Origin of the sequence: Saccharophagus sp. K07 (assembly GCF_014336955.1) — a bacterium.
Classification (GTDB): Bacteria; Pseudomonadota; Gammaproteobacteria; order Pseudomonadales; family Cellvibrionaceae; genus UBA5868.
Map to the genome: position 1 here is coordinate 218463 of NZ_QRAI01000004.1, position 22640 is coordinate 241102.

Annotated in this window: 19 protein-coding genes; 7 read left to right on the plus strand and 12 right to left on the minus strand. The window is 53.7% G+C overall.

The features are described 5' to 3' along the window. The first annotated feature begins 6 nt into the window (after window positions 1–6). Entirely contained in the window at window positions 7–795 is a 789-nt protein-coding gene (locus tag DWB84_RS13290) for a glycosyltransferase (RefSeq protein ID WP_187410301.1), read from the plus strand. On the opposite strand, the gene DWB84_RS13295 is transcribed toward DWB84_RS13290, so the two are convergent. From DWB84_RS13295 to DWB84_RS13325, 7 genes are all read right to left on the minus strand, one after another. Continuing rightward, window positions 792–1214: a gamma-glutamylcyclotransferase family protein gene (locus tag DWB84_RS13295; RefSeq protein ID WP_187410302.1), complete on the minus strand. Its 423-nt coding sequence runs from the start codon at window positions 1212–1214 to the stop codon at window positions 792–794. The two genes, DWB84_RS13290 and DWB84_RS13295, sit on opposite strands and share 4 nt — an antisense overlap. Further along, a complete protein-coding gene (locus DWB84_RS13300) occupies window positions 1214–2392 on the minus strand; it encodes a DUF3570 domain-containing protein (protein WP_370589718.1) in 1179 nt (392 codons plus the stop codon). Before DWB84_RS13300 ends, DWB84_RS13295 begins: the two co-directional genes overlap by 1 nt. Further along, window positions 2379–2600 (minus strand): DUF4266 domain-containing protein, encoded by a 222-nt coding sequence (locus tag DWB84_RS13305; RefSeq protein WP_187410303.1) that lies wholly within the window; start codon window positions 2598–2600, stop codon window positions 2379–2381. The genes DWB84_RS13300 and DWB84_RS13305 overlap by 14 nt, the downstream gene beginning before the upstream one ends. A 20-nt stretch (window positions 2601–2620) precedes the next feature. Beyond that, a complete protein-coding gene (locus DWB84_RS13310) occupies window positions 2621–3106 on the minus strand; it encodes a TlpA disulfide reductase family protein (protein ID WP_187410304.1) in 486 nt (161 codons plus the stop codon). 27 nt (window positions 3107–3133) lie between these two features. Then, window positions 3134–3775, minus strand: a complete 642-nt coding sequence (locus tag DWB84_RS13315; protein ID WP_187410305.1) for an outer membrane beta-barrel domain-containing protein — start codon at window positions 3773–3775, stop codon at window positions 3134–3136. After that, window positions 3745–4536, minus strand: a complete 792-nt coding sequence (locus DWB84_RS13320) for an outer membrane beta-barrel protein (protein ID WP_187410306.1) — start codon at window positions 4534–4536, stop codon at window positions 3745–3747. Before DWB84_RS13320 ends, DWB84_RS13315 begins: the two co-directional genes overlap by 31 nt. 108 nt (window positions 4537–4644) lie before the next feature. Further along, window positions 4645–7479, minus strand: coding sequence for a hypothetical protein (locus tag DWB84_RS13325; RefSeq protein ID WP_370589719.1), 2835 nt, complete (start codon window positions 7477–7479; stop codon window positions 4645–4647). A gap of 638 nt (window positions 7480–8117) precedes the next feature. On the opposite strand from DWB84_RS13325, the gene DWB84_RS13330 reads away from it, so the two are divergent. The 4 genes from DWB84_RS13330 (at window position 8118) to hpaR (ending at window position 14161) form a co-directional block, all read left to right on the plus strand. Beyond that, complete coding sequence (locus DWB84_RS13330) at window positions 8118–9287, plus strand: hypothetical protein (RefSeq protein WP_222868201.1); 1170 nt, start codon at window positions 8118–8120, stop codon at window positions 9285–9287. 1 nt (window position 9288) lies between these two features. Further along, complete coding sequence (locus tag DWB84_RS13335) at window positions 9289–11835, plus strand: LamG domain-containing protein (protein ID WP_187410308.1); 2547 nt, start codon at window positions 9289–9291, stop codon at window positions 11833–11835. Between the two features lie 49 nt (window positions 11836–11884). After that, window positions 11885–13426, plus strand: a complete 1542-nt coding sequence (locus DWB84_RS13340; RefSeq protein WP_187410309.1) for a general secretion pathway protein GspF — start codon at window positions 11885–11887, stop codon at window positions 13424–13426. Between the two features lie 306 nt (window positions 13427–13732). Beyond that, window positions 13733–14161 carry a homoprotocatechuate degradation operon regulator HpaR gene (gene hpaR, locus DWB84_RS13345; protein WP_187410310.1) on the plus strand — a complete coding sequence of 143 codons (429 nt, stop codon included), beginning with the start codon at window positions 13733–13735 and terminating at the stop codon, window positions 14159–14161. 239 nt (window positions 14162–14400) lie between these two features. Here hpaR and DWB84_RS13350 read toward each other — a convergent pair whose 3' ends face one another. Then, window positions 14401–14664, minus strand: coding sequence for a hypothetical protein (locus DWB84_RS13350; protein WP_187410311.1), 264 nt, complete (start codon window positions 14662–14664; stop codon window positions 14401–14403). A gap of 858 nt (window positions 14665–15522) precedes the next feature. Between DWB84_RS13350 and DWB84_RS13355 the strand changes: the two genes are divergently transcribed. Both DWB84_RS13355 and DWB84_RS13360 read left to right on the plus strand, forming a co-directional pair. Further along, window positions 15523–17826 carry a Tex family protein gene (locus DWB84_RS13355; RefSeq protein WP_187410312.1) on the plus strand — a complete coding sequence of 768 codons (2304 nt, stop codon included), beginning with the start codon at window positions 15523–15525 and terminating at the stop codon, window positions 17824–17826. A gap of 357 nt (window positions 17827–18183) precedes the next feature. Then, window positions 18184–19560 (plus strand): PQQ-dependent sugar dehydrogenase, encoded by a 1377-nt coding sequence (locus tag DWB84_RS13360; RefSeq protein ID WP_187410313.1) that lies wholly within the window; start codon window positions 18184–18186, stop codon window positions 19558–19560. 315 nt (window positions 19561–19875) lie between these two features. Here DWB84_RS13360 and DWB84_RS13365 read toward each other — a convergent pair whose 3' ends face one another. From DWB84_RS13365 to DWB84_RS13375, 4 genes are all read right to left on the minus strand, one after another. Further along, entirely contained in the window at window positions 19876–21027 is a 1152-nt protein-coding gene (locus tag DWB84_RS13365; protein WP_187410314.1) for an iron-containing alcohol dehydrogenase, read from the minus strand. A gap of 18 nt (window positions 21028–21045) precedes the next feature. After that, the gene (locus DWB84_RS13370; RefSeq protein ID WP_222868184.1) at window positions 21046–21747 is read right to left on the minus strand and encodes an aldo/keto reductase; all 702 of its coding nucleotides are present in this window, start codon (window positions 21745–21747) and stop codon (window positions 21046–21048) included. A 7-nt stretch (window positions 21748–21754) separates the two neighbouring features. Further along, window positions 21755–22096 carry an aldo/keto reductase gene (locus DWB84_RS18895; protein ID WP_222868185.1) on the minus strand — a complete coding sequence of 114 codons (342 nt, stop codon included), beginning with the start codon at window positions 22094–22096 and terminating at the stop codon, window positions 21755–21757. 192 nt (window positions 22097–22288) lie between these two features. Then, window positions 22289–22471, minus strand: a complete 183-nt coding sequence (locus DWB84_RS13375) for a CsbD family protein (protein WP_187410315.1) — start codon at window positions 22469–22471, stop codon at window positions 22289–22291. Window positions 22472–22640: the final 169 nt, after the last annotated feature.

Here is a 22640-nt window from a genome sequence, read left to right on the forward strand (position 1 = left end):
TCTTACATGTCAACTCAGCCACTACCTGTTGTTCATGCCTTATGGGTTGGGCGCGAATTGGGCGCTCTTTCTCGCTGCTGCCTTAAGTCCTTTGTTATGCGCGGCCATGAAGTGCGATTGCATACTTATGGCGATATAAATGACGTGCCAGATGGTGTGACGATTTTTAATGCTAGGGAAATCATTGCGGAAAAAAATATCATCAAGCATAAAAAAACCGGCAGCTACGCTTTATTCTCGGATTTATTCCGCTATCAACTGCTGAAGCAGCAAGACGGCATTTATATCGATTGCGATGTCTATTGTTTGAAACCCTTGTCGCTGCCGGCGTCCGGATATTTATTTGGTTTTGAGGAAGATAATCGAATTAATGGTGCTGTCCTGGCATTGCCGAAAGACAGTAAATTGCTGGACAGTCTTTTGAATGCGGCCTATGACCCGTTTTTCGTCCCGCCCTGGTATAAAAAATCCAAAAGAAGACGTTTGAAACTCAAAAAACACCTCGGTTTGGGTAAAAGCATTGCGGAAATGCCCTGGGGCGTTATAGGTCCGGATGCGATTACCTATTTCGCAAAGGAGCAGCAGCTATTTTCCGAGGCGCAACCAATCGATATGTTTTATCCAGTGCATTATCGCTGTATGCAGTATTTGCTGGATGGCGAGTTGCAGCTTGATGATGTTGTTACACAGAGAACTGTCGCAGTTCACCTCTACAATGAAATGCTAAGGAAAGTGGATTTTGCAAAATTGGATGCGAATTGCGTATTGAACAAATTTCTGCGCAACGAAATTTAGAGGGTGCAGTAGGTTCGAATAAAGTGCTTTAAATGGCGTTCTTCGAAACCTTGCGGGTCCCATGGTCTTAGAGACGCCAGATGCGCATAGCGCGGTTTAAGAACATAGGTTTCCGACTCTATGGTTCGGTATGCATTACCACTGCGAATGCGAGGGAAAACCTTGCGGCGGTAGTAATAATCGCCTTCAAAATCGTCAAGCTTGCGCAAATCGAGCGGGTTGACGGAGAGGTACAAAAAGCCCTGCAGGTCTTTTTCGCCGGAACGGGGCAGAATAACAGGATAGGTATCGCCGAGGACGCAAGTGCGGCGAAAGCCGTCGAGCCAGGCAATTTCCCGTTGATACGGATTTCGTACAACGCATTGCCAGATTTCTTCAAACATCAGGGAGCCATAAGTAAAAATATGGCGCACTTTCATCAGTAATTCACCGTATAGAAAATGCGAATCACGTTGGCTTCGAAAGCGTAGGTGGGTTCTTCGCCGACACGATATTTCGCTATCTCTTCTTCGCTGCCTTTTTTGCTGAGCAAGGCATTGCGGAAATTTTCGTAGTCGAACTGGATAAAGTCCCAATACAGACTGGCGCTGTGTTTTTTCGCAAATGGCAATTTAAAGGCGAATTCGTAGGTCAGACCCAGGCCGAAACTGTTGGAGCTAAAGGTGCTCAGTTCTTTATCCCGCGCCATAAATTCGTGGGAATTTTCGAAGGGGAAAAGGTCTTGATAAAAATCCGCCTGATTTTGCGAATAGCGGCGACCTTTGATTTCCAGCAGCATGCGTGAGCGAATCGGGTGGGTATAGCGGATTTCGTAATTTTCCGCCTTGATGCCCCAGCTGTCATTAAACGCGCGCGCTTCAAAGCGGACGGACGCGCGATAAGGCAGGTAATACATGGTGCGCACAGCAAATGCGTCGCTGTTGCGGGTTTCAGGATAAGCTTCTGGTGCGTAACCGACTTCGCCACCGATTGAAGGAATATAGCGAATCTGGCGATAGGGATTGCGCAAAAATCCATCGTCGACAACCGTTTCAGCGCTAAAGGAAATAATCCAGCGGCGCGTCAAAATCTGGCTTAAGCCAAGGCTGTAACGCTGGCGCTGGGCATCGCCGACAAAATCGCTCGAACCGTCGGAATTATTGCGCCGGACTTCATCGTCTCCCCGGCTATAGCCGAGGGACAAGGTCGTCATATCACCAAAAAAATCCTGACTCACGCCAAAACTAAAAGTTTTTGCGTCGTAATCACTTTCAGTGGAATTGGTGTAACCGAAAGAAAGCAGGGCTCGGTCGACGAGATAATCGGCTCCTATGCTGTATTCGGTGCGTTCTTCAGAATATTTACTGCCGGAAGTGAGCACGTCGATGGACGCGCTGGAGACCATATCCTGGTAATAGTTGGCGTAAACCGAGACTTTTTCTTTAAAGCCTTTGCGCACCAAAATGGAGGGCCCATCGATAGTAACGCCACCGCCGTCGTAGGAGTGGTACATGGCATCGGCGCGATCTTCGGGAATAACCAAAGCTGCGCAATGGAGTGACGCCAACCACAGAAAAAGAGTTGCGAGATATTGGACGGGGCGATTAACCGCAGCCACAACCGCCTCCTGCGCCGCCTTCTGCGCCGCGCGCGGCTTCGCGAGCTTCGTAAACGTGCATCAAATATTTGGATGCAACCGGATCGCGATCAAACGCCATAATTGGATCCGCCAGCAACCCGCGCTCGTAAGGTTTTACCCACGGCTTAAATGACGTACAGCCGCTGAAGGCCAGAATCATGAGAAAAATACCAATCACGCGCAGCATATATACGCTCCGCCAGCCGTTTATTCAGCCAGCAATTTTTTGATGACTTTTTTGTATTCCGCTTCTTCGCCGGGTTTATAACCTTGATGCAAATGCACGAGATTGCCTTTGCGGTCGATAAAATAGCTGGAAGGCATTGCTTGGTTTTTGTAGAGACCCGCTACTTTACCGTCGGAATCCAACAGCACCGGAAAATTGACCGGAGTTTTATTCATAAAATCTTTGGCGTCGTCGACGATTTCGTCAACGTTGATGCCGAGCAACACAAAGCCTGCTTTTTTGTAGCTTGCGTATATATCATTCAGCAATGGCATTTCCTGCCGGCAGGGGCCGCACCAGGAGGCCCAGAAATTCAGCATCACCACCTGGCCTTTGAGATCGGAGAGTTTCACCTTGCTGCCGTCGAGCGCAGTGAGGGTGAAGTCAGGCGCGGGGCCGGATAATTCTTTGGCCTGAAGCGAAAGACTGAAAATGGCAGCGAACAAAAAAGCGAAGAAGCGTTGCATAGGTCACCCGTCAATAAACTGCATTGATTAAAAGAACAGACTCAGCCCCATGTGGCCTTCCAGGTTCTGAATTTTTTTCGGCTCACCAAATAATTCGTGTTCCATTACGTGGTTGCGAAAATCCATGCGCAGCGCCAGCCAGTCGGTTAAAAACAAACGCCAGCCGCCACCGAAGTAATAGGTAAAAAATTCGGTATCGACAAATTTCGTGTTGCCCGCACCGCCGATCAGATAAATATTGCTGTTGAATGCCCAGCGCCCGATATAGACCTCACCGGGAAATAAATTGATACCCAGGCCGAGGTTGTAATACACCATCTCGCGATCTTTATCGCTGAGCAGGCGAACGTCACCGCTCAATTCTTCATAGGAGGTTTCGGAAAGCGTAGCGCTGGCGACGTTGGCTTCGAGAAAAAAATCTTCGGTGATGGCGAGACCAATGCGCGCGCCGAAGACATCGTTGGAGCCAAAATCCTCCACACTGATTACGCCAGCGTAAAAACCGATTTCGAGATTTTCAGTATCCAGTTTGTCTTCATCTATGGTGCGGCGTTCCAAATCCGGGCTGATCACGTCGTCAAGCACCGTGCGGTCCTGCTGGGCCAGGCCGGTGGCGGAGCAGGCCATAAGCGCCAGAGTTAAAACAGCACGCTGAATCCAGCTTTCCATTCCTCAACCTCTTGATTGTTGTCACGGGTGGTTAACAGCGTGTGTTGGTTGTATTCCAGCCGTGCAATGACTTTGTATGTGACATAAACCATAAGGCCGCCTCCGACGCTCACGGCGTTGTCTTTTTCATCTTCCGCTTCTGCCAATACGGCATCGCGAAAAACCTTCATGGTGCCAGCGCCGAGCGTAAAAAATGGCGAGACTCGCCAGTGCGGAAACGGTTGGTGGACCAGCATTACGCTGGTGAGCTTAGTGTTGTAGGTGTCGCCAAATGCCTGGGTGTATTTGAGTTCGCCGGAGATATTCGGGGTAAATCTATAACCTGTTTGCAATGTGTACATGGTAGCGCCGTCCATTTCGCCAGCCATCAGACCTAATTGCCAGGGATCTTTTGCTTCGCTCCAGGACGGTGTGCGGAAATCGAGCGGATAACCGTCGGTGTCGTAGAGATTGACGAGATCGCGCCGCGGAACCCAGCCGACTTTGCCGTCTTGCGTTTCGACCTTGTACCAGTCCGTACGGCTTTTGAATAAACGAATCCGTTCATTTTTTTCCACCGCATGAAAACGCGCGTAACCGCGACCTGGGTATACATAGAGTTCGATAAAGGGCGAGCCGACAATCGCGACTATGCTCGCTCTGTCGTTCCAGAGCGACGAAGTGTCTTGTGTCTGGGAATAAGTCTCTTGCACGCGGGAAATCGCATTGTGTGAAGGGGAGATAGCAATCTGCGCGTGGGAAATATCGTAGGAAAACGTCATGACAAGCGCCGCGAAAAAAAATAGCGCGCGCGGCAGCGGAGGGCGCCTTGAAGACCACGATCCATGGTGTCGATCAGGAGTGAAGGAGAAAGTCATGTTGGTCAAAAATTATTCTTCCGGCGCTACGAACGGGTCATTGTAATACTGGCCGCCGATATCCAGCCACTCCGCGATCAGTTTTAACTCGTCATCTGAGAGAAAACCCACATGCTGAATATCATAAACAGGGTTTGCTTGTTCGAAACGCCCGAAAAATTGGCCGCTGTTGCGCGCTCCAGCGACATTCATAGGTGGTCGCACTGTGACATTAATGAATTCAATAATCGGAATTGGTTCGCCGGTGTCAGGATCGAGAAGCAAATTTCCATCTTCGTCAGTTTCAAATTCGCCGGTGGGTCTTTCAATCACCACATCTGTTAAGGAATTGTCTACTACTTCCTGCTCGTTATCGGTAAATAGCAGTTCTCGGTAAGACCTGAGGTGGGCGGCGTTATCGGGAGATGCATCACCGGTCAATTCCAATTGTCCCGCGGGAACCTGCACATTATTGGCCGGGCCGCTGGAATGGCAGGTAGTACAGGTGCGATCTTCGATGACATTCCCCGCCTCATCACAAATGCGGCGATCGGCCTCCCAGAGCGGCTGTATATGGTGTTCGTAGTGAATCGTGATACGGCATTTGCTGTCCCATTTGCTGTCCCATTTGCTGTCCCATTCGCCTTCGGTACACCGGGTGGGCGGAGTCCATTGCGGCGGTGGCACTTCCAACGGCGGGCATTTGGGATCGCGCGGGTTGGCGTTGATGCTTTGCTCAATATTTCTGTAGGTCAGTCGAATATCAGCGCCGGCCTCCAACCCTGCTGCAGCGTTGGTCCATTCGTCGCTAAAGATCAAATCGACCGAGGGTATGCGCGGTGTTTGGTAGATGCGCGCGTGGTATTCGGCCATGGTCTCACCGGTTCGCGGATTTGAGAGCGGCAAGTCATTTTCATCGCGCAATTGTGTATTGAGGAACGGCATGCCGCCGAGCGCGCCTGCATAAATACTCATTGCTTCCGCATCCTGCCGGCCATGCGGCGCTTCACTTTGCGCCGTGTGGCAGCCGGTGCACTCGCGCTCCTCTCCGGGGCGCAGCTGCAGCCAGTTCTGATGCCGTCCACCTATGCGTTTACCGCGCGCATCCACTATGTCAAACATAAAGGGAACATCTGCCGGTACTTTGAATTTGGCGGAGCCGTCGGGCTCGATCGGCACATAACCAATAATGTCGCGCATGCCCTGGGCGGCGGAGACGCCAAAGGCGGTGTTGCCAATATCGCGCACGTTGTCATCGGGAATGGGTACGTTTTTGACGATGCGCAAAAAACGACGCTCGCGGTTGTCGGTGGGTGTGCGGGCAGGATCGGAAATCGCGGCTATGCCGCCACCGGGCGCTGCGTCTGAACCATCCACGTCATAAATGCTGCGAATATGCAGAACGCCAACTTCTTCATCGACCAATTTGGAATCTGGCTCCAGCGGACGCCAGGAGGTTTGGCGAGGTTTGGGCCGCAGGGTCACTGCATCGGTAAACATAACGCCTTCCTTGGGAATTTTGACCGGCAGTTGGGTGCGCGTTTCCGGGTTGTAAATCCACAGTCCGTAAAGCAAGGGCGCTGGCTGGGCACCGGTGGACAGCAATTCTTCCGTGCAGGGGGCAATGGTTTGGGTATCCGGATTGATCAGGCGGCACTGACTCCAACTGACCAACAGACGACCCGTGCCGTCGTAGAGAGGATAGGCGGAACTGAAATAGCCGCCCAGGGAAGGCAATTGCCCGCGCGTATCGACCGCGCCTGCGGCCAGACTGACTTGCGCCGGGCCTGCAGCACCCTTGTTGCCGGCGGTCGGTTGCAGAATATCGGTAAAGTCTTCGCCCGCAATGGCGACTATGTCCCCGCCCAGGCGCACGCCGGTGCGCGGCACCAGGATCGCCAGCAGGCGGCCATCTTCCAGTTCATAAGGTTTGCTCCACACGGCGCGGCTGTCGCCAGTGCCGGTGTTTTGCGAGTGGTAGCCGTAATAAAGCTCGAGCTGAGTGCCATCGGGTTTGACGCGATAGAGGCTCAGGCGATTGTGGCTGCCAATGGCGTCGCGGCGCAAAAAGATGATGTCGCCGTTGTCGAGCAGGGTGGGGTAGAGGTCCTGACTGGCGTTGAAGGTGATCTGCTGGCGATTGTTGCCGTCGGCGTCCATCACGTGCAGGGCGAAGGATTCCTGGTCGCGCTTGTCGTCCAGTCCGTGGTATTGCGGGCGGGCTTCATCCAACAAAATGGCGCGGCCGCGCTCCTGGCGGTTGGAGGAAAACAGAATGCGTCCGTCCGGCAGATACAGCGGCGCCACGTCGTGGCCTTCTTCGGCAAAAATGTCCGGCGTGTACTCTCCCGAGCCGGCGATGTGGTTGCCGATCACTTGGCGCAGAACGCGGGTTTCCAGATCGTATTCCCAGATATTCCAGGTCGGTTGTTCGTCGTCGCTGGCGTTGGGAATTTCCGGGGCGCGCATGGAAAACAGCAGCTTTTTTCCGTCCCAGGAGGTGGACAGGTCTTTTACGTCGTAGAGGGCAGGTGTGCCGTCCGGATTGCGCGGAAATACATCGTCCGTCAGCACGGTTTCCGCGGCGGAGGCTGAGGCGCGGATTTTTAGGACAAGACGCGCGCCCGGGTAAAAGGCCGCCGGGTCGAGAATATCCCGCTCTGCCGGATTGCCTTGTTCGTTGGTTGGCAGTGGCCGTTCCACATAAGCGACGGGGTAGTCGACGACCACCGGGTCGGAACCCTGAAAACCGCCGGAGCCGCTGTCCGTGACATCACATCCGCTCGCCAGGGCGATAACTGCCAACGCGCAGGTCGTGCGCACGGCCAGGCGGACAAAAGACGGAAACAAGGGAAGTTGGCTAACCACAAATATGCCTCTCTGCGTTCCTCGTACTGCCGCAATAGGGAGATATGTGACTCTGAGCGGCGCTCTGGCGCCGCGTTCACATGCAGCAGCAACCCTTAACGGGTGAGGTATTGCTCGATTCCTCGATTAATTAATGGACCCCTGTCTATATAACGTACAGGTGGATACAGCTTTAAAAGTAGTTGCGATAAAGACCGGCATAGCTTTCTGCCAGAGATTTTTGGCGGGAATTTGCAACCCGATTCACATAAAACGTCCGCCGTTACCTCTCAAAAGTAGTCGTTGACGACTAACCTTTCCTTTAAATGCCGGCCAGTGCTGTGTTTCGGCGGCTTAACGGCTGCTGTCATGCGACAAACGCATTAGCAGAAAGCGCACCAGCCGATTTCGTCCATCGTTTTGTTTCGGCTCCTGGAACAAAACGTGCTCAAGCGGGGCGCGCGGTAGAGAAAGTGAATACCCGCTCCGACCGTGCAATTGGACTGATGCAGTATCGGCGACCGATCTTCCACGTGGTTCAACCTCCGCGGGTCTGTCGCACTTAGTCGAGGATGAGACCTGACATGAATTCCTACAAATTGATCCGCTCAGCAGCGGTAGGCGTCAGCGTGCGCCTAGCAGTTGTCTGTTCGCTCTTTATGACGTGGTCCGCCGTAGCGGGAACGCTGGAGCAGGCCAAACGCATCCACGATCGCATCGCCGGTATTCCTCCGAGCGAGGAAATGTTGTTGGCGATGAAGGCGAGCATTGAATCGACCGGCAACGGGCGCGCGGCAGCGGAAATGGCGATGGACAATGATGCCTTCTATCGGGTGACCTTAAAAAACTGGGTGGCGCCCTGGACCAACCGCGATCAGACGCAGTTTGTGCCCTTGAACGATTACATAGCCACGGTGATGGGACTGGTGCGCGATGAGCGCGACTTTCGCGAGGTGTTGTTTGACGACGTGATCTACACCGCCAGCGGTGTATCGCCAGCCTATAGCACCTCAGATAACGAGCACTATGTAGAACTGGAAACCGGCCCCTCTTCCGGTCCGCCCTATGTCTTCAAAGACCGGCTGGTGCGCCAGCTGCAGTCAACCGTTACCGGCCTGCCAGCGGAAGCAACGGCGGGCGTGATTACCAGCCGCGCCGCCGCCAGAGCGTTTTTTATCGCCGGCACCAATCGCGCGCAGCTGCGTTTTACCTTGCTGAACCACCTGTGCCACGACCTGGAACAGCTGCAGGACACTACGCGCATTCCCGACCGCATCCGCCAGGACGTATCGCGTTCACCCGGCGGTGATGCGCGGGCGTTTCTCAATGGCTGCCTTGGCTGCCACGCGGGTATGGATCCGTTGGCACAGGCGTTTGCCTATTACGACTTTCTGTACGACGCGGACAACGATCTCACCGGCGAACACGGGCGAATTCATTACAACGCCGCAGGCCAGATCGACGAGGCCACCGGCACTCGCGTGAACAAGAAATACCGCATCAACAGCACCACCTTTCCCTACGGTTTTGTTACTCAGGATGACCGCTGGGACAACTATTGGCGCGCGGGTGTCAACGCCCAGTTGGGATGGAGCCCGGCGCTCCCCGGTAGCGGTTATGGCGCCAAAAGCCTGGGGCAGGAATTGGCCTACAGCGACGCCTTCGCCCAGTGTCATGTGACCAAAGTGTTTCGCGCGGTCTGTTTGCGTGAGCCGGAAGATGCAACGGATCGCGCTGCTATAACCACCATGAAGCAGGACTTTGCTGCAGATAACTACCGCCTGAAAACGGTATTTGCGGCAGCGGCTGACTACTGCAAAGGGGAGTGATATGGACCGGATTGTCGATAAATGTAAGCGGTCACATCTTTTGTGTGGCTTGAATATCACAGGCAGTAGGCTTCTGCTGATAGCCCTTGCCGCTGTCTTATTTGGCGGTTGTAGCAGTGGCAGCGGTAAGACAGGCGCGGAAAATCCACCGCCGCTGCCGACCACGGAAACCCCGCGCATTGTTTATGACGGCCCTGATCCTGCCAGCGCGGATGTGCAGAATTTCAAGATCAATGTGTGGGACAACTTGGTGGACCCGGGCCGCTGTGGCGCTTGCCATACGGAAGATCACACTCCTCGATTTACTCGCACCGATGACATTAATAAAGCCTATGAGGCCATCCTGCCTTTCGTGAATCTCGCAAAGCCGGATGAATCGCCAATGGTTAAGAAGGTCGCTGGCGGCCACAACTGTTGGCGGCAAGCGTCGAGTTTCTGCGCTGACCAGATCGGTACCTGGATCCGTAAATGGGTGTTTGACACAGGAGAGGTTGCGTTGACCGAGACCGCTCTGAAGGTGCCGTCACCGTTGGATGTCAGTTCAAGTCTGACTTTCCCCACGGATACTGCCAGTTTTGCGCAACATGTTTATCCGTTGCTGCGCCAATACTGCGCGGATTGCCATAGGGCGGATGCGCTCCAATCGCCGGTGCAGCCTTATCTCGCCAGTGGTGATGTAGCAGTCGCCTATGCGGCGGCCCAGACCAAGATGCTGTTTAACGTGCTGAAGGACGGTACTCGCGATGCGTCGCGTTCACGCCTGGTGGTGCGTCTGCGCGAAGAGGCCCACAACTGCTGGGACAATAACTGCGCGGCGGCGGGTGCGACTATGGAGGCCGCGCTGGAAGCCTTTGCGGCAACCATGGAAGTGCGCGAACTGGACACAACTCTGCTGGCCAGTAAGGCCATGCGCATTAAAGACGGTACCGCCATCAGCCAGGGTGGCAGGGTAGAGAACAACGCGATTGCGCTCTACAACTTCAAGGAAGGTAAAGACACTCAGGCGAATGACTACTCCATTGGGTTCCCTCCGGAACTGACCCTTAACTTGATCGGCGATGTGGAGTGGGTTAGCAACTGGGGAGTCCGGTTCAATAACGGACGCTTGCAGGGAAACGTCGAGACGAGCAGAAAGCTGCATCGTTATATTTCCGAGACGGGTGAATACAGCATCGAAGCCTGGGTGGTGCCCGCCGATATCACGCAAGAGGGACCGGCGCGCATTATCAATTACGCCGGCAAAGAGAATTCGCGCAACTTTATGCTCGGGCAGACCGGGCAAAGCTACGATTTTGCCAACCGCTCCACTACCACCAATGCCAATGGCGCTCCGGTGTTGTCGTCCGACGATGGCGACCTGTTGGCGACACAGCAACATGTGGTGGCTACCTACGATGCCATCAATGGTCGCCGCCTCTACGTCAACGGCGAGCGGGTCAATACCGATTCCCTGGCTGCCGGCAATATCAGCCAATGGGATCCGACCTTCGCTTTGGTGCTAGGCAATGAAACCGACGGCCAGTATCCCTGGCGCGGCACCATCCGACTTCTGGCTATTCATAACCGCGCTCTCAAGGAAGAGCAGATCAAAATCAATTATGGCGTGGGCGTGGGGCAGAAAATTCTGCTGGCTTTTTCCGTCAGCGATCTGATCGACGGCATGGACGACGCCTATATCGTCTTCCAGGTCGAACAGTTCGACGATTACAGCTATTTGTTCAACCGCCCCTATTTCTACAGCTTCACCGAAACGCCGCCGCGCGATATCGAAATTGAAGGTTTGCGCATAGGTATAAACGGTCGCGAAGCCAAAGTCGGTCAGTCCTTTGCCAATCTGAAAGTCACGCTGCGCAAAGACGATTACGACCCGGAGAAGGGAATTCCGCTTCTGGGAACCTCCGAGTTCGGCGCGGTGGTAGAAGCGGAACAAGGCCCCGAGCTGGACCAGTTTTTTCTCAGTTTTGATCGCATCGATAAGCTCAGCCGCGACCGCGTGGAAGAGCCTGCGCCACCGCCACCGGAGCCGGCCGATCTCGAGCCGCAGCCGCGCGTCGGCGTGCGCACCTTTGCGGAAATCAATGCGTCTTTATCCGCCATGACCGGCATCCCGGTAACCCATGCCGGGGTGGCGAAAACCTACGATACGGTGAAACAGCAGATGCCGCCGACGGAAAACATCAAAAGCTTCCTGGTGGCGCATCAGATGGGCATCACCCAGCTGGCGGTGAAGTACTGCAATGTGCTGGCGACCGAATTATCCGGTCGCCAGGCCTTCTTCCCGGGTTTTGCGGGCACATTCGATGACGACGATCGCGACGCCCTGATCAACCCTCTGCTCAAAGCTCTGCTCGCCCACCACATAGTGGCGGAAAACACCGAGCTGGAAGATCAGCCCTACGAGGTAGACAGTCGCGAACGGCTCAACGAATTGATCGACACCATGACGGCGTCCTGCCCGGCGCAAGGGTGCAGTGAGGAAGTGGTCAGCAACACCATCACCGCCGTGTGCGCCGCCGCGCTGGGCAGCGCCGTGATGCTGGTGCAGTAAGGAGGATGTATGACGGATAGCTTTCGCGAATTCACCGAGGTAGTGGCTTATGGCTAAACGCAGATTTTTTCAATTGGACGAGCCCCTTCGCCACGGCGACCACAGCCGTCCGCGCACGCGCCGCGAGTTTATTGCCCAGGGTTTTCAAGCGGGTATGGCAACGGTATTGGGCGCTTCCATTCTCGGTTTGCCGGGACGGTCGAATGCGCTTTCCATCGACCAGAGCGTGATTGACGCCTGCGGTATCAGCTTCGATGGCGCTGGGAAAATTCCTTTTATCTGCTTTGACCTGGCAGGCGGTGCCAATATCGCCGGTTCCAATGTGCTGGTCGGCGGACGCGGCGGCCAGTTGGATTTTCTCGATACCTCCGGCTACAGCAAGTTAGGGCTGCCCTCCAATATGCTGCCGACGCAGGGCACCTTTATTGATACCACCCTGGGGTTGGCCTTTCATTCGGACAGCGGTTTTTTGCGCGGCATTCTCGATCGCACCAGTCCCGCCACTCAGGCCAATATCAACGGCGCAGTGATCGCGGCACGGTCGGAAAATGACACCGGTAACAACCCGCACAATCCCATGTACGGCATCCATATGGCCGGGGCGCGCGGTTCTTTATTGGCGCTGTGCGGCTCGCAGAGCAGTGAGTCCGGCGGCAATTCCGCCGCACCCGCCATGCTGGTCAACAGCGAGGTGCGCCCGACCAAAATCGACCGGCCCTCGGATGTCACTGGCTTGGTGGATGTGGGAGATTTGGTGGGACTGCTGAGCAAGGAGGAGGTGGTCGCCGTTATGGAGACCATGTACCACATGTCCAAACACAAGATGGATCGCGTCGCGACTGCCGAGGCTATTCGCCAGGCAGTGCCGTGCAAGTATCTGGAAAGCGCAGGCCTCGCTGAGCGCTACTCCAGCCCCGCCTCTCTGGATCCCTTAGCCGACCCGGATATAGTCGGGCCGAACGGTATCTTTACCGAGGACGAAATGAAAGACGGCGAATTTCGCAAAACCGCCTCGGTGATGAAGCTGGTGATCGAAGGCTATGCCGGCGCCGGCACTATCACCATGGGCGGCTTTGACTACCACACCGGCGACCGCGCCACCGGCGAATTGCGCGATTTACGCGCCGGGCGCTGTATGGGAGCGTGTCTGGAATACGCCGCGCGCAAACGCAAACCTTTGATGCTGTACGTGTTCAGCGACGGCTCGGTGTTCAGCAACGGTATGATCGACGACTCCCCCAACGGCGGCGGTAAGGGTGTGTGGACCGGCGACAGCCAACAGACGGCGGCGTCCTTTTTCCTGGTGTACAACCCGCTGGGCAGGCCCGAACTGTTGGAAGAGGGGACTTCGCGCGCGGCGCGCCATCAGCAAATCGGCTATATGCGACCTTCCGGCGATGTGGAGACCGCCTCCAGCCCCGCTGCTAATAACGTCAGCCAACTGGTGCAGACGGTCATCCTCAACTACATGGCTCTACACGGTGAACAGGGTAATTTTGCTCAATTATTCACCAGTCGCGGCCTCACTCACGGCTTAGGTAGCGCCGCTTCCCTCGACGCTCTCACTGCCTTCCAGCCGATCGTTATTTAACCTGTGTCGGGGGCTGCTCGAGGGCTACTTCGGTAAACCGGGGTGTGGCGCGCAAATTTGCGCTCACACCTCTGGCATCTGGCACCTTACGGGCATTTAGGCGTCTCTTATGAACGGGTTTAGCAAAAACGGCGGAAAGCTTGTCTTATAAGGGATTGAGGAACTGGACTCGCTGTCAAATCGCCATAACAAGTTATGTTTTTAGATTTTTTGTGTCATTTTTGAACAAGTTGTGGCGCATTATTCAACCTGTTGGTTATGATTATGGCTCCTTGATCTGATATTAAGAGGCACATGAATCATCCTATGGAGACTCTCCCTATCTTATTACAAAAGGCGAAAGAAGCCTCTGTTGCGCAAGTGCGGAATACACTTGCAGGCTTTGGCCTGACGGAGCAGCAGTGGCGAGTTATCCGCGCATCTTTTGAATACGGCGAAATGAATGCCCAAGAACTCGCAAAACGAAGTGCGATTCTGGGGCCGAGTCTCTCGCGCATTCTCAACCGTCTGGAAGCCGATGGGATTTTGTCCCGCCGCACTTCCGAAGGTGACCTGCGTGAGCTGACCATCAAGCTCAGCGCCAACGGCAAGCGCCTGCATAACAAGGTGCAACCGATGCTGAACCGACATTACGATGCGCTCGCCGAAAAGATCGGGAGCCGCAAAACAAAACAGTTGACGGAACTCCTGGAGTTTGTGGCTTCCCTGAATGACGCGGAACCCCAGCATTCTTGATAATGCTGCGCCCGGCCAATCTCGGCCGGGCACTCCTCTCCTGCCTACCTCTCCCTGAAATCCTTCTTCTTCGCTGTTTATTTTTCGCACAAAATCCATGCGTTGACTCGATGAGTCAATAACGCAAGGGGATTTGTGGAAATTCAACGGCAGCGAGAGCAGTGCTGTGGCGGTGGGTCCGCCGGCGTCCGTTAATTAGAATTGATCAACTGTTAATCAGTTTGAGTAGTAATGCTTAATCAGTGATGGGGTTTCACATATTTGTCGAGCAGGCTGCGCCAGTTTTGGCGTGCTGCACAATGGCGACGGCGCGCTTCTTCCCAGAGATCTTCAGAGATATTAGCTCGTCGGACTTGCAGCTGGGGAGTGAGCTGGTCGGCGGATTCATCGTTGACTACAGCGCTGGATTCATTGGTCGCGGCACCCGGTGCGTATAAGGCAGTACCGTCGCGATCAAACAGGTCGTGTGCAATCAGGCTGTGTTGGTGAAATTCCCTGGACATGACTGTCACCTCTCTTGCGTAAACGCTGCGAGTTTCCCTGCAACGCTCTGTTCTGTTTTCCCCTTGCCCCAACTTGGATTTGCTGAAGGTGTCTTCTGGGGAAAGATCATCAAAACCTGTTTGTAACTAAGCAACAAGGTGGCCAAGAAATAAAACTGAAAGTAATTCAGTGAATTAGAATTTTGCGCGCGTTTTAGGGGTGCGACATTGGTTGCTAAGGTTAAAAAAGCCGACAGGTTTTTTGCCGTTTTTTGTGAATAGTTGGCAAATTATTGACGAAAAATGTCACTCGGCTATGCCGAATTTAACGAGCATTGCAGCAGAAATTAGTCTACTTTTTTCACAGGAGCCGCGTTTTTCGCGAGTCTGTTCAGTCGGGCTTGAGACAAATCATCTGGGACGAACGACGTTATTTAGCCGATATATGAGCGAGATTTAAGCGTTCAGACCCGAACGATTTGGCGGCCTCGGTAAGACAACTTCATCAGGACCACCCGTGTGAGTGCATTTCCTGCTTTGGCTTTGGCAATCGCCTTGACCTACGTAATTGGAGACTTTTTTCGTCCCCACCTCCCTCAGGCCGTCAGCATAGTGCTGGACATACTGTTGTGTTTTGTTTTGTACAAGGTCTCAAATCACTATCTAAAAAAATTGCGTGAATAAGTTTTAAGCATGTCCGACTCGCGCACGTAAACCAGCTAAAAAAGCCTTATAAATACGCTAAAAACGTCCAACTGCTTTTGTGATGCCGCATAATGATCGCCGGCCCATCTAGGTTGGCAGGTGAATGTCGGCATTGTTGACACTCGCCGGTTTCCGCATAATGCGCCCCTTGTTCCGTTAATGAATCGCCATCTCATGAACACAATCTATTCCCGAATCGCGCAAGAATTGCAGGTTAATATCCAACAAGTGCAGGCCGCTGTCGGCTTGCTGGACGATGGTGCCACGGTGCCGTTTATTTCCCGCTACCGCAAAGAAGTCACCGGCGGGCTCGACGATACACAGCTGCGCAACCTGGAAGAGCGGTTGCAATATTTGCGTGAATTGGAGGATCGACGCTCAACGATCCTGAAATCCATTGAAGAGCAGGGCAAGCTCACCCCTGAACTCGCGGCGCAAATTCACAACGCCGAGACCAAAACCACGCTGGAAGACCTTTATCTCCCCTACAAACCAAAGCGCCGCACCAAAGCGCAAATTGCGCGCGAGGCCGGATTGGAGCCGCTGGCGGATCTGCTGCTGCAGGATCCAACGCAAAATCCCGAAGCCGTGGCCGCGACCTATTTAAATCCCGAACACAAAATCGAAACCGCCAAAGACGCGCTCGACGGCGCCAAACAAATTCTCATGGAGCGTTTCAGCGAAGATGCGGCGCTGCTGGAAAAATTGCGCAACTTTTTGCGCACCGACGGTTATTTGAGTTCGAAGGTGATTGCTGGCAAAGAAGTCGAAGGAGAAAAATTCCGCGATTATTTCGAGCACAAAGAATTATTGGTCAAAACGCCATCGCACCGCGCATTGGCCATGTTCCGCGGCCGCAATGAAGGTGTTTTGGCGCTGGCGCTGGAATTAAAAGAAGACTTGGAACCGACACAATTGCATCCGTGCGAAATCATGGTGGCAGAACATGTCCAAATCCAGGACAAAGGTCGCCCGGCGGATCGCTGGTTGAGTGAAGTTGTGCGCTGGACTTGGCGAGTAAAATTGTTGACCCATCTGGAAACCGACTTGCTCAGCGAATTGCGTGAACGCGCAGAAGCTGAAGCCATCGAAGTTTTTGCGCGCAATTTAAAAGATTTGTTGCTGGCTGCACCGGCAGGACAAATTCCCACTATAGGTCTCGACCCAGGCTTGCGCACCGGCGTAAAAGTCGCGGTGATCGATGCGACTGGTCAGGTGGTAGACCACGGCGCTATTTTTCCAACGCCGCCGCAAAATCGTATTCAGGAAGCCGAAGCGGTTCTGCTGCATTTGTGCAAAAAACACAACATCGGCTTGATCGCCATTGGCAACGGCACTGCCAGTCGCGAAACCGATAAATTTGTTGGCGACTTTTTAAAACGCCATAAAGATTTGAAAGTGCAAAAAGTCATGGTGAACGAGTCCGGTGCGTCGGTTTACTCCGCCTCGGAATTCGCTGCCAAAGAATTTCCGGATTTGGATGTCACCATTCGCGGGGCGATTTCCATCGCGCGGCGGTTGCAGGACCCACTGGCGGAATTGGTAAAAATCGAACCCAAATCCATCGGCGTCGGCCAGTATCAACACGATGTATCGCAAACCCGTCTTGGCAAAGCGCTGGATGCGGTAATCGAAGACTGCGTAAACGCGGTAGGTGTGGAAGTGAATACGGCATCCGTGCCTTTGTTGGCGCGTGTGGCCGGTTTAAACCAGACCATCGCCAGCAATATTGTGGAATTCCGCAATAAAAATGGTGCGCTGAAAAGCCGTCGCCAATTGCTGGAAATTCCACGCTTGGGGGCAAAGGCGTTTGAACAGGCCGCAGGCTTTTTGCGCATCGCCAACGGTGAAAACCCGCTGGACGCATCTGCAGTGCACCCGGAATCCTATTCTGTGGTGGAAAAAATCGCGCAGAAAAGCGGGCGTGAAATCAAACAATTAATCGGTGACACCAGCTTTTTGCGCGCGTTGAAACCGCAGGAATTTGTCGATGAAAAATTCGGCCTGCCAACCGTGACCGATATCATCAAAGAGTTGGACAAACCCGGCCGCGACCCGCGTCCGGAATTTAAAACCGCACAATTCCAGGAAGGTGTCGAAACCATTAAAGATTTGGTGCCCGGCATGATTCTGGAAGGTACGGTAACCAACGTTACTAATTTCGGCGCGTTTGTGGATGTGGGGGTGCATCAGGACGGTTTAGTGCATATATCCGCGTTGTCGGAAAATTTCGTCAAGGATCCGCATTCCGTGGTTAAAGCGGGCGATATTGTTCGGGTAAAAATCATGGAAGTGGATGTGCAGCGTAAACGCATTGCCATGTCCATGCGATTGAGTGACGAGCCGGGACAAAATCGCACCGCGACATCAGCTGATCCCGCATCGAAAAAACGTGCACCACAAAATCGTGAATTTAAAGCGGATGTAAAACAAGGAACTATGGCTGCACTTTTTGAGCAAGCCATGAAGAAAAAATAGTAATATTTTTCGCGCAACGCAACGCGCTCGAAAGATCATATTGTCTTATTAATTAGACGACAATAAAACTGCCCGGCTTCGCTCTGGGCAGTGATTTTCCCACAGATTTTCCGCATTTTTCTGCATTATTTTTCTAATCGCTGTGTAACTGAGAACGGCGTCATCGTTTCACTATCTTCTCTGCGTTAGTTTAATCTGGTTTTTTTTGGAGTGAATTCTGCTTATACGGCGGAGCGCTCAAGAAGTCGTTAAAAACTCAAGAGGTCGTAAAAAAGAAACATCCAGACATCCTAAGAAGCGTGCGTTGATGTTATTGCCGTTGCTTCAAAGGTTCATCAAAAAAGCGGGGGATGTATTATGAATATCGACTACAAATCGCAAGTCGCAAGTCTGAGTAAAGCCAGTATTGCTTTGGTTCTGGCTGCTGCGTTGGCTGCTTGCGGTAGTAATGGTGACGGTTCCAGTAGTTCAAGCAGTAGTAGTTCCAGCTCTAGCAGTTCAAGCAGTGCATCGTCATCCAGTTCTTCATCGAGCAGTTCGTCTTCAAACAGTTCTTCAGCGAGTAGCTCCTCTTCCAGTTCCAGCTCGAGTGGTGTCCCTGATCCTTCTGGTCCTCCGGTGAGCACAGGTCCGGCCAACGCGCCCTACAGTCCGGCATTCCCAGGGCAAACTCGTGTACCGGAAGTACGATCGGATTTTTCTCTCGCTACACAAGTGGTGACCGAAGACTTGTCTAGCCCTTGGGGTATGACGGAATTGCCGGACGGTCGCTTCATCATTACCCAGCGCGGCGGCACAATTGTGATCGTCACCCGTGAAGGCCAGACCTCTGCGGTGGGAGGTCTGCCCACTGTGTACTTCAACGGGCAGGGAGGCTTGCTGGATATCGCCCTCGATCCTGACTTTGCCAACAATCGGCTGGTGTATTTCAGTTATGCCGAAAGCCGCAATGGCGCCAATGGCACCACGGTTGCGCGCGGGCGTTTGGCCGATAATGAGAGCAGCCTGGAAAACGTGACGGTGATTTTCCGCCAAGTGCCGGAGTGGAATTCCAGCCTGCACTACGGCTCGCGTTTGGCGTTTGATCGCAACGGCCTGCTGTATATCACCCTGGGCGAGCGCTCCGATCCGCAACCGCGCCAACAGGCGCAGGATCTCAACTCATTGCTTGGCAAAGTGGTGCGCATTCATCCGGATGGCTCCATCCCTGAAGACAATCCATTTGTAGGTCAGGCCAACCGGCGCGGAGAAATCTGGTCCTACGGTCACCGCAACGTGCAAAGCGCAGCGATTCACCCGGTTAGCGGCGATTTGTGGACAGTTGAGCACGGCCCGCGCGGCGGCGACGAACTCAACCGCCCAGAGGCGGGTAAAAACTATGGCTGGCCGATCATTACCTACGGTATTGATTACAGCGGCGTGCCAATTGGTTCGGGTATTACTCAGCAAGCAGGCATGGAGCAGCCGGTTTACTACTGGGACCCGGTGATAGCGCCGTCCGGAGCCACTTTCTACGAAGGCGAAATGTTCCCGGAGTGGCAGCACAATCTGTTGATCAGCTCGCTCACTCCGGGCGGCGTGGTACGCCTTATGTTCAATGGCAATCGTGTCGTGGGTGAAGAGCGCTTCCTACGCAGCTTCGGCCGCATAAGGGACATAGAGGTCACATCCGACGGCGCTTTCTGGCTGATCAACGACAATGGCCAGTTGGTGCGGGTGTCGCGGGGCGATTAAATGAACGGGCGGCTATCTGGCCGCCTTTTTTATGTTGCGATCAGATGGCCCTCACCCCGGCCCTCTCCCGGAGGGAAAAGGGGAGTAAGCGGTGCAAACCGGCAACATAGGTAACAAAACAAACCGGCCACATGGGTAACACTTTGGACCGGTTCATCGGCACAATCCCTCTCATTTTGAGAAGGGACGTGATGGCAGCACGCTCTCGCCCCCTCTCCCTCCGGGAGAGGGCTGGGTGAGGGGCCTTCCAAAAAACAAAACGCCCGATAGGTTACATCGGGCGTTGAGTAGATTCCTTTCCAGTCGGGAAAGAAATTAAGCCGCCAATTCCAGAATTTTGCGTGAATCTTCCGGTGTAATGTCGCCGTGTTCGCCCAGCGCCACGTAATTGTGTTTCACCAGCATATTCACCAATTTTGGGATGGACTCGCGCGGCACGCCGTAGCTGCTCAGTGTGGTCGGGTTGCCCATGGACTCGAAAAACTGTTTGGTCGCGGCAATGGCGCCGTCGATGATGGCGTCGTCGGAGCCTTGCAGATTCCAGACGCGTTTACCGTACTGAATCAGCTTTTCGCGTTTCTGCGCGCGTTTGTGTTGCATAACGGCGGGCAGCACGATTGCCAGGGTCTGAGCGTGATCCAGACCGTGCATAGCGGTGAGTTCGTGGCCGATCATATGGGTCGCCCAATCCTGTGGTACGCCTACGCCGATCAAACCGTTTAGCGCCAGAGTTGCTGCCCACATGACGTTGGCGCGCACGCCGTAGTCGCGCGGATTTTCCAGAGCTTTGGGGCCTTCTTCGATCAGCGTCAGCAGCAGACCTTCAGCGATGCGGTCTTGGACCTTGGCGTTGACCGGATAGGTCATGTACTGCTCCATGATATGAACGAACGCGTCCACTACACCGTTGGCGATCTGGCGCGGCGGCAACGAGTAGGTGGTGGTCGGGTCGAGAATGGCGAATTGGGGATAAACCAGCGGGCTGCCAAAGCCGAGTTTTTCTTTGGTCGCTTCTTTGGTGATGACCGCGTTACCGTTGCTCTCGGTACCGGTCGCGGGCAGGGTCAGCACACAACCGAGGGGAGTAGCGCGGTGGACCGGCGCATTCTTGGCGAGGATGTCCCAGGGATCGCCTTCAAAATGCATGGCTGCGGCGATCAGTTTGGTGCCGTCGACCACGCTACCGCCGCCGACTGCCAATAGGAAATCCACTTCCCGCTCTTTTGCCAGTTCAGTTGCCTGCATCAGGGTTTCGTAATGCGGGTTGGGTTGGATACCGCCGAACTCAAACCAGGTTCGACCTTGTAAGGCACTGACGACCTGATCATAAACGCCATTTTTGATAATCGAGCCGCCGCCGTAGGTCAGCAAAACCCGCGCATTTTTCGGCAGCAGATTTTTCAGCTCTTGAATCTGCCCTTCGCCAAACGCAATTTTGGTTGGGTTGGAAAAAATAAAATTGTTCATGGAATCTCCGTCGTGCGGTTAATCGTTATCCCAGCGGGTCGGTTTTGGATTTCGTTCTTCGAATTGGACCTGATGCCAGTAGGGATAAATTGGGGTTTTGAAGCTCGCCCGGTCGAGCAGAGCAATTTGTTCAGCCGTCAATTTCCAGCCGACGGCGCCGAGGTTGTCTTGCAGTTGTTGTTCGTTGCGCGCACCGATTACCAGGTTGACTACGCTGGGTCGTTGCAACAGCCAGTTGAGTGCAACCTGCGCAACAGTTTTACCGGTTTCCTGGGCGACTTGATCCAGGGCATCGACAACGTTGTAGAGATATTCGTCGTCGATCGGAGGACCACCGACGGCGCCGCCTTTTTGCAAACGCCCTTCCGGCAGAGGTTGACCGCGGCGGATTTTACCCGTCAGCCGGCCCCAGCCGAGCGGACTCCACACCATGGTGCCGACACCTTGATCCAAGGCGAGCTGCATCAATTCCCACTCGTAATCACGGCCCACCAAAGAATAATAGCCCTGATACACCACATATCGAGCGAGACCGTATTTTTCTGACGTCGCCAGCGACTTCATCAGCTGCCAACCGGAAAAATTGGACGCTCCTATATAGCCGATTTTGCCGCTGGTAATCAGATCGTCCAAAGCGCGCAGCGTTTCTTCCACTGGCGTCAGCGCGTCGAAGGCGTGCATAAAATAAATATCGATATGGTCCGTGCCCAAACGCCGCAAGCTTGCCTCACAGGCGCGAATCAACGCGAATCAAATGGTAGCGCGATGACCCTTTATCGTTCGGGCCAGGGCCGGTAGGAAAAGTGGCCTTGGTGGAAATAATAGCTTGGTCGCGTCGCCCTTTTAGCGCTTCGCCAAGAATCTGCTCGGAAAGTCCGTCGTCGTAAGTGTTGGCCGTATCAAAAAAATTAACGCCCGCTTCCAGGCACAGGCTCACCATGCGCGATGCCTGCTCCACCCCGGTATTACCCCAGGTTTTGAAAAACTCCGACTTGCCGCCGAAGGTTGCGGTGCCAAGGCTGAGAACGGGAACTTTGAGACCAGAACGTCCTAATAACCGGTATTCCATAGAGATACCCCCCAAATGACGTGGTTGGAATGTGTCGGCGATTATGGGGGTGTTGGCGTCGGGATTAAAGAGGTGTTTGCCGTGGGCTTATCAATAGGATTTGTAGGGTTTTGCCCGGCCGGTTTACAAATTCGCGTCACAAAAAAAGAGACTTCGTTGGAAGCCTCTTTTTTAGTATGAACTTTTTTATTATTAATGTTTGCGTGCGTCGCGCACGGCTTCTTTGGCATCACCGTAGGCTTTTTGAGTTTTGCCTTCAGCTTGTTTGCCCGCGCCTTTTAATTGATGTTCGCTGCTTCCAGTGGCTTCGCCAATTTTACGTTGGGTTTTGCCAACTGCATCTTTAACGCCGCCTTTTACTTGGTCTTTGTTCATATCGCAATCCTCGTTTCAGTTTTATCGTTAAGTGATTTATTGCCGATAACCAAAGCGATTAATCACCTCGTACAACTATGACAGGCTCGCTAAAGTGCGGTTCATATTTTTATTTAAAATTTAGAAATAATTTTTATTTTGTATTTTTTACATATTTTATTTAATGAAA

What these genes read in the sequence shown, in the direction of transcription:
- DWB84_RS13290 (WP_187410301.1), top strand. Translation starts at nt 7, where the DNA reads ATGTCAACTCAGCCACTACCTGTTGTTCATGCCTTATGGGTTGGGCGC.
- DWB84_RS13295 (WP_187410302.1), bottom strand. Translation starts at nt 1,214, where the DNA reads ATGAAAGTGCGCCATATTTTTACTTATGGCTCCCTGATGTTTGAAGAA.
- DWB84_RS13305 (WP_187410303.1), bottom strand. Translation starts at nt 2,600, where the DNA reads ATGCTGCGCGTGATTGGTATTTTTCTCATGATTCTGGCCTTCAGCGGC.
- DWB84_RS13310 (WP_187410304.1), bottom strand. Translation starts at nt 3,106, where the DNA reads ATGCAACGCTTCTTCGCTTTTTTGTTCGCTGCCATTTTCAGTCTTTCG.
- DWB84_RS13315 (WP_187410305.1), bottom strand. Translation starts at nt 3,775, where the DNA reads ATGGAAAGCTGGATTCAGCGTGCTGTTTTAACTCTGGCGCTTATGGCC.
- DWB84_RS13320 (WP_187410306.1), bottom strand. Translation starts at nt 4,536, where the DNA reads ATGACGTTTTCCTACGATATTTCCCACGCGCAGATTGCTATCTCCCCT.
- DWB84_RS13330 (WP_222868201.1), top strand. Translation starts at nt 8,118, where the DNA reads ATGACGTGGTCCGCCGTAGCGGGAACGCTGGAGCAGGCCAAACGCATC.
- DWB84_RS13335 (WP_187410308.1), top strand. Translation starts at nt 9,289, where the DNA reads ATGGACCGGATTGTCGATAAATGTAAGCGGTCACATCTTTTGTGTGGC.
- DWB84_RS13340 (WP_187410309.1), top strand. Translation starts at nt 11,885, where the DNA reads ATGGCTAAACGCAGATTTTTTCAATTGGACGAGCCCCTTCGCCACGGC.
- hpaR (WP_187410310.1), top strand. Translation starts at nt 13,733, where the DNA reads ATGGAGACTCTCCCTATCTTATTACAAAAGGCGAAAGAAGCCTCTGTT.
- DWB84_RS13350 (WP_187410311.1), bottom strand. Translation starts at nt 14,664, where the DNA reads ATGTCCAGGGAATTTCACCAACACAGCCTGATTGCACACGACCTGTTT.
- DWB84_RS13355 (WP_187410312.1), top strand. Translation starts at nt 15,523, where the DNA reads ATGAACACAATCTATTCCCGAATCGCGCAAGAATTGCAGGTTAATATC.
- DWB84_RS13360 (WP_187410313.1), top strand. Translation starts at nt 18,184, where the DNA reads ATGAATATCGACTACAAATCGCAAGTCGCAAGTCTGAGTAAAGCCAGT.
- DWB84_RS13365 (WP_187410314.1), bottom strand. Translation starts at nt 21,027, where the DNA reads ATGAACAATTTTATTTTTTCCAACCCAACCAAAATTGCGTTTGGCGAA.
- DWB84_RS18895 (WP_222868185.1), bottom strand. Translation starts at nt 22,096, where the DNA reads ATGGAATACCGGTTATTAGGACGTTCTGGTCTCAAAGTTCCCGTTCTC.
- DWB84_RS13375 (WP_187410315.1), bottom strand. Translation starts at nt 22,471, where the DNA reads ATGAACAAAGACCAAGTAAAAGGCGGCGTTAAAGATGCAGTTGGCAAA.